5 protein-coding genes and 1 pseudogene are annotated in these 6,337 nt (G+C 73.8%); 5 read left to right on the forward strand and 1 reads right to left on the reverse strand.

The features are described 5' to 3' along the window. Positions 1 to 21: 21 nt before the first annotated feature. The gene (locus ACFXAM_RS25850) at positions 22 to 1,317 is read right to left on the reverse strand and encodes a M14 family zinc carboxypeptidase (RefSeq protein ID WP_380294620.1); all 1,296 of its coding nucleotides are present in this window, start codon (positions 1,315 to 1,317) and stop codon (positions 22 to 24) included. Between the two features lie 418 nt (positions 1,318 to 1,735). Here ACFXAM_RS25850 and ACFXAM_RS25855 point away from each other — a divergent pair, with 418 nt between their 5' ends. From ACFXAM_RS25855 to ACFXAM_RS25875, 5 genes and pseudogenes are all read left to right on the forward strand, one after another. Next, positions 1,736 to 3,664, forward strand: coding sequence for a TIGR03960 family B12-binding radical SAM protein (locus ACFXAM_RS25855; RefSeq protein WP_380294621.1), 1,929 nt, complete (start codon positions 1,736 to 1,738; stop codon positions 3,662 to 3,664). Positions 3,665 to 3,787: 123 nt separating this feature from the next. Next, on the forward strand, positions 3,788 to 4,048 hold the full coding sequence (locus ACFXAM_RS25860; RefSeq protein ID WP_380294622.1) for a type II toxin-antitoxin system VapB family antitoxin: 261 nt from the start codon (positions 3,788 to 3,790) through the stop codon (positions 4,046 to 4,048). Next, entirely contained in the window at positions 4,024 to 4,452 is a 429-nt protein-coding gene (locus ACFXAM_RS25865; protein ID WP_380294623.1) for a PIN domain nuclease, read from the forward strand. Before ACFXAM_RS25860 ends, ACFXAM_RS25865 begins: the two co-directional genes overlap by 25 nt. Before the next feature lie 172 nt (positions 4,453 to 4,624). After that, on the forward strand, positions 4,625 to 5,425 hold the full coding sequence (locus ACFXAM_RS25870) for a TIGR03936 family radical SAM-associated protein (protein WP_380294624.1): 801 nt from the start codon (positions 4,625 to 4,627) through the stop codon (positions 5,423 to 5,425). Between the two features lie 396 nt (positions 5,426 to 5,821). Next, positions 5,822 to 6,337, forward strand: a pseudogene (locus ACFXAM_RS25875) (ribonuclease E/G); the annotation flags it as partial.

Genomic DNA, 6,337 nt, shown 5'->3' on the forward strand with positions numbered 1-6,337 from the left:
CGCGAGGGGCCCGGCCGGGGGCTACCCGGCCGGGGGCAGCAGCAGGTCGGCGGCGGCGAACACCGCCCGGGTCTGGTGGGCGACCTGGGTCTCCACCGGCACCCAGCGGGCGCCCAGCCGGTGCAGGCCCTCCAGGCTCGCCGCGACGATCCCGCGGGCGCGGACCCGGGCCGCGTCCGCCGCCGGACCGCCGCTGTCCGCGAGCAGCCGCAGCAGCATCGAGGCGATCCGCAGCGGCACCCGCTCGGCCGCGATCCGCGCCGCCGTCACCCGGGACACCGTCAGCGGCGCCGACGACCAGGCGGCGAGCCAGTCGTCCACCACCGGGCGGCAGACCGCCAGGTTGAACTCGACGGCGCGCAGCAGCGGCCCGTACGCCACCCCCGCGTGCGGCGGCACCTGCGGCAGCAGGGTGGTCAGCTCGGCGACCCGCCCGCCCAGCCGGTCCGCGCAGGCCCCGACGGCGGCGCGCACGTCCGGCGCCGGACGTGCGTCGCCGACCGCGTCGACCGCCCACATCGGCACCTCCAGCACCGCCGTCGTGCCGCCGTACCGGCCCGCGTAGGACCAGGTGGACAGCTCCGGGCGGTCCGGCAGCGGCTGGCGGCGGCGGCCCGGCGGCGGCATCACGTAGCTGCCCGGGGCCGGGCTGTCCCAGCCGACCGCGTCGTAGGAGTCGACGTCCAGCGGGATGCCGCCGCGCGCCACCGAGCGGGCGAAGCGCTCCGCCAGGGCCGGCAGCGGCCGGGTGAGCTGCACGAACGCGCCGCCGAAGTCCACGCCGTGCAGCGAGCACTGGAGCACCGGGCGCAGCTCGTCGATCAGCCCGGTGAGCACCCGGCTCTCCGGCATCGGCGCCAGCGGGCCGTCCGGGTGCGGCAGCAGCTCCGGCTGCTCGTGGAAGGCCGGCCGGAAGAAGTGCTCGTAGTGCCGGGCCGCGGTGAGGGGGCCGTTCAGCCAGCCCTCGTTGAGCGCGGCGCCGTCCGGGTCCAGGCAGAGCAGGACGTGCCAGCCGACCCCCGGCCGGGGCGGCAGCTCCAGCACCCGCTCGGCCAGCCGCACGGCGGAGGCCACGCCGACCGGCTCGTTGGGGTGCGGACCGCCGACGGCCAGCACCGTGTGCTCGCCCTCGTCCACCGAGAGCAGGACCAGCGGGCGCCCCGCCCGGGAACGCCCCACCTCGCGGACCCGGCAGCGCCCGGGGTGGCGGCGGGCCAGCCGGCGGGCCGCGGCGACCGCGCGCGCCGCCGTCGGATAGGTCCCGGTGTCCTGTCGCGGGGCGTCGATCCGGCGCGTCCGCCGGCCCGTGTCGGCCATGACTCTCCTGTCCTCGGGGGGCGGGCGGGGCGGCGCGGCCGGGGGCCTCGGCGGGAGCGCGGCGCGGGGTCGCGCCGGGTCCTCCCGGCACGGCCGGTGCGCGCGCGGCCGACTCCCTCGCTCCGGGGACGCACAGGACCTTCCGGTGGAGCCTTGCCAGTACCGCACGCGCCCTCGGAGCGTGTCAACAGTCGTCGGGCACCCGCGGTGGGGCCGTGGTGGGCCCGCGGTGGGCCGCCGGTGGGGCCGCGTTCACGTGCCGGGATCCCGTACCCGGACCGTCCGGGTGCGGTGGATCCGGCTCCTCGGCCGGACCGGGGCGCACGACGGTTCGGCTACCCTTGAGGGTCACCCCTCCCAGCCGTCGCCCCCGCCAAGTGCGCGGCGGTCCCGAACGTCGTAAGGGTTCCCACTACACATGACTGTCGAATCGGTCTTCCCACGCCTGGAGGCCCTCCTCCCGCACGTCCAGAAGCCGATCCAGTACGTCGGCGGCGAGCTGAACTCGACCGTCAAGGACTGGGACGCCTGCGACGTCCGCTGGGCGCTGATGTACCCCGACGCCTACGAGGTCGGCCTGCCCAACCAGGGCGTCATGATCCTCTACGAGGTGCTCAACGAGCAGGAGGGCGTCCTCGCCGAGCGCACCTACAGCGTCTGGCCGGACCTCGAAGCGCTGATGCGCGAGCACGGCGTCCCCCAGTTCACCGTGGACGCCCACCGGCCGGTGCGCGCCTTCGACGTGTTCGGGCTCTCCTTCTCCACCGAACTCGGCTACACCAACATGCTGGCCGCGCTCGAACTCGCCGGCATCCCGCTGGACGCCCGCGACCGCACCGACGAGGACCCGGTCGTGCTGGCCGGCGGCCACGCCGCGTTCAACCCCGAGCCGATCGCGGACTTCATCGACTGCGCGGTGATCGGCGACGGCGAGCAGGCCGTGCTCGACATCACCCGGATCGTCCGGGAGTGGAAGGCCGAGGGGCGCCCCGGCGGCCGCGACGAGCTGCTGCTGCGCCTCGCCCGCACCGGCGGGGTGTACGTGCCGAAGTTCTACGACGTCGAGTACCTGGCCGACGGCCGGATCGGCCGCGTCGTGCCGAACGCCCCCGGCGTGCCGTGGCGGGTCTCCAAGCACACGGTGATGGACCTCGACGAGTGGCCCTACCCGAAGCAGCCGCTCGTCCCGCTCGCCGAGACCGTCCACGAGCGGATGTCCGTGGAGATCTTCCGCGGCTGCACCCGCGGCTGCCGCTTCTGCCAGGCCGGCATGATCACGCGCCCCGTGCGGGAGCGAAGCATCACCGGCATCGGCGAGATGGTCGAGCGCGGGCTCAAGGCGACCGGCTTCGAGGAGGTCGGCCTGCTGTCGCTGTCCTCCGCGGACCACACCGAGATCGGTGACGTCGCGAAGGGCCTGGCGGACCGCTACGCCGACGACAAGATCGGCCTCTCGCTGCCGTCCACCCGCGTCGACGCCTTCAACATCGACCTCGCCAACGAGCTCAGCCGCAACGGCCGCCGCTCGGGCCTCACCTTCGCCCCCGAGGGCGGCAGCGAGCGCATGCGCAAGGTGATCAACAAGATGGTGTCGGAGGAGGACCTCATCCGCACCGTCGCCACCGCCTACGGCAACGGCTGGCGCCAGGTGAAGCTGTACTTCATGTGCGGCCTGCCCACCGAGACCGACGAGGACGTGCTCCAGATCGGCGAGATGGCGAAGAACGTCATCCAGAAGGGCCGCGAGGTCACCGGCCAGAACGACATCCGCTGCACCGTCTCCATCGGCGGTTTCGTGCCCAAGCCGCACACCCCGTTCCAGTGGGCCCCGCAGCTGTCCGCCGAGGCCACCGACGCCCGCCTGGCCAAGCTGCGCGACTCGATCCGCGGCGACCGCAAGTACGGCAAGAACATCGGCTACCGCTACCACGACGGCAAGCCCGGCATCGTCGAGGGCCTGCTCTCGCGCGGCGACCGCCGGGTCGGCGCGGTCATCCGCGCGGTCTACGAGGACGGCGGCCGCTTCGACGGCTGGCGCGAGCACTTCTCCTACGACCGCTGGATGGCGAGCGCCGAGAAGGGCCTGGCCGGCACCGGCGTCGACGTCGACTGGTACACCACCCGCGAGCGCGGCTACGAGGAGGTCCTGCCCTGGGACCACCTGGACAGCGGTCTCGACAAGGACTGGCTCTGGGAGGACTGGCAGGACGCCCTGGAGGAGGTCGAGGTCGACGACTGCCGCTGGACCCCGTGCTTCGACTGCGGCGTCTGCCCGCAGATGGACACCCACATCCAGATCGGCCCCACCGGCAAGAAGCTCCTCCCGCTCACCGTGGTGAACAAGTAGGTGTAATGCTGCAGCCCCCGGTGGATATATCCACCGGGGGCTGCAACATCTCAAGTGGGACTTGCAAAGGGGATGTCAACGGTGAGATGGTGGATATATCCATCATGAGAGGTGGTGTAGCATATGTCGAAGACCGTGATCGATATCGACGATGAGGCCCTGGCGCTGGCTGCCGAGGTGCTCGGCACGGTCACCAAGAAGGACACGGTCAACGCGGCCCTGATCGAGATAGGGGCGAGGCGTCGCAGGGAGCTCGCACTGCAGGAGCTGGTGCGGCTCGCTGAGGACGGCGCGTTCGATCGGGTCCTGGATCCGGGCTTCAAGGACGAGGCGTGGCGAGGGAAGCAGGGTGGGGCTGAGTGGGAGAGCGTGACGACTTCCTGATCGATTCGTCCGCAGCGGTACGCCTGCTGAAGCGGCCGTCCGCGCTCGCCGCGTGGAGCGAGGCCCTGACTGCCGGGCGGGTCGGTATGTGTTCGGCGGTCGAGGCCGAACTGCTCTACTCGGCCCGTTCGGTGTCCGAGATGCGGGCGATGTCGGCGCAGTTCGATCGGCTGTACACATGGTGGGTCACGCCGGACGACGTGTGGCGTCATGTCCGGGAACTGCGGTTCACGTTGGCCGAATCGGGAGCCCATCGCTCTGCGGGTGTGGTGGACCTGCTCCTGGCTGCAACTGCCTTGCACCACGGGCTGACCGTGCTGCACTACGACCGGGACTTCGAGACGATCGCCAAGCACGCCGAGCTCAAGACCCGGTGGCTCGCGGAGCCCGGGTCGCTGGCCTGAGGGCCGGCCGCCGACCGGGGCGGGGCGAGGGGTGGGCCGGGGCGCGTACCCTTTGAGGTGACAGCGTCCGGACAGTGGGGGGAAACCTCTCCGCTGCGGACGGGAAAAACTGACGAAGGACTGAGCGACCCTGGCACGCCGTACGCCCGACGGTCCCCCGCCCGCGCCGACGGTGCAGCGGATCCGTCTCCGCTACACCAAGCGCGGCCGGCTCCGCTTCACCAGCCACCGCGACTTCCAGCGCGCCTTCGAGCGCGCCCTGCGCCGGTCGGCGGTGCCGATGGCCTACTCGGCCGGCTTCACCCCGCACCCCAAGGTGTCCTACGCCAACGCCGCGCCGACCGGTGTGGCCAGCGAGGCGGAGTACCTGGAGATCGGGCTCGCCGCCCCCCGCGACCCGGAGGAGCTGCGCGTCCTGCTGGACGAGTCGCTGCCCGGGGGCCTCGACGTGATCGACGCGGTCGAGGTGCGCACGTCCAACTTCGTGGAGCGCCTGGAGGCCTCCGAGTGGCGGGTCCGGCTCGACGGGGTCGAGCCCCAGGAGGCGGCCCGCGCCGTCGCGGCCTTCCTCGCCGAGGAGCGGGTCGAGGTCGAACGCCTCACCAAGAACGGCGTCCGGGTCTTCGACGCGCGCGGCGCGGTCGCCGCGATCGAACTCCTCCCGCCGCAGGTCGACGGCGGTGCGGACACGGCGGGCGAAGAGGCCCGCGATGTTCGGACCGGGCGTCCCTGTGCGATACTGCGCCTGGTAGTACGACACGCCACACCCGCCGTACGACCCGACGACGTGTTGTCCGGTCTCCGTGCGACGGCCGACCTGGCGCCGCCGGTCCCCGCAGAGGTGACCAGGCTGGCGCAGGGGCCGCTCGACGAGGGGACCGGCACGGTGACCGACCCGCTGGCGCTCGACCGCGCCGCGGCCCCGGCCGGCCCTGTGGCCACCGGCGAGCCGCGCGCAACCGCGTCCGCCTAGCGGGCGGAGGCCGGGTCCAGTTCCCCACTGGGCCCGCTGGTCCTCCAGGCCCCCGCGGCTCCCCAGGGGAGCGAGCGTCGTCGAAGCACAGGCCGGCCTCTTGCGGCCCGCCGACCCCGACGGTCGGTGGGCCCGAGGACCCCGTCCGGGAGCCACCCGGGGTTGGGGGACGGCGCAGCTTGGGAAAACCTCAGAAGACTGGTCAGACCAGAAGACTTTCGACACCCCGCCGAGCGCGGGGCGCCGAGCGAGACTACGAGCCCCTGTGCGGCCTCGCGTCCGCGCGGCGGCACCGTGAAAGGGTCCGGCCCGAGCATCGTCGCGATGCCGGCCGGCCACCGGTGCCGCGCCGTGCCCGGATGCGGAGCCCGGGGGCCTGACGGGAGATCCACCCGCATGCTCGATAACACCGATCCGCAGCAGTCTGCGGCCACGGAACCGAACGACACCGCCGCGACCGGCGGCGAGAGCGCGTCCGCCGCGCCGCCGCGCCGGCGCCGCCGGGCGGTGTCCCGCCCGGCCGGAGCGCCGCAGGGCGCGGCCACGGAGAGCGCCGAGACGGTCATCACGGCCGAGGAGCCGGCGCAGACCGCCTCCGAGCCCGCGCCCGCCGCAGCGCCCGCCGCCGCCGAGCCGGCCGCGGAGAAGCCGGTGCGCGCCCGCCGCACCCGCAAGCGCGCCGAGGCGCCCGCCGGTGCGCCCGAGGCCACCGCCATCGTGGTCACCGCGCCGGAGGCCGGCGAGCCGGCGGCCGCGCCGAAGAAGGCCGCGAAGAGCGAGAAGGCCGCGAAGGCCGAGGCGCCGGAGAAGGCCGAGGCGCCGGAGAAGGCGGAGAAGCCCGTGCGGGCCCGCCGGACCCGCAAGAAGGCCGAGGCCGCGCCGGTCGAGGAGCCGGTGCAGGCCGTCGCCGAG

The sequence above is a fragment of the Kitasatospora sp. NPDC059462 genome (genome assembly GCF_042749955.1).
In the GTDB taxonomy this organism is placed as follows: domain Bacteria; phylum Actinomycetota; class Actinomycetes; order Streptomycetales; family Streptomycetaceae; genus Kitasatospora.

Excerpts from the sequence above, each read along its gene's own strand:
- ACFXAM_RS25850 (WP_380294620.1), bottom strand. The coding sequence starts at position 1,317 with ATGGCCGACACGGGCCGGCGGACGCGCCGGATCGACGCCCCGCGACAG.
- ACFXAM_RS25855 (WP_380294621.1), top strand. The coding sequence starts at position 1,736 with ATGACTGTCGAATCGGTCTTCCCACGCCTGGAGGCCCTCCTCCCGCAC.
- ACFXAM_RS25860 (WP_380294622.1), top strand. The coding sequence starts at position 3,788 with ATGTCGAAGACCGTGATCGATATCGACGATGAGGCCCTGGCGCTGGCT.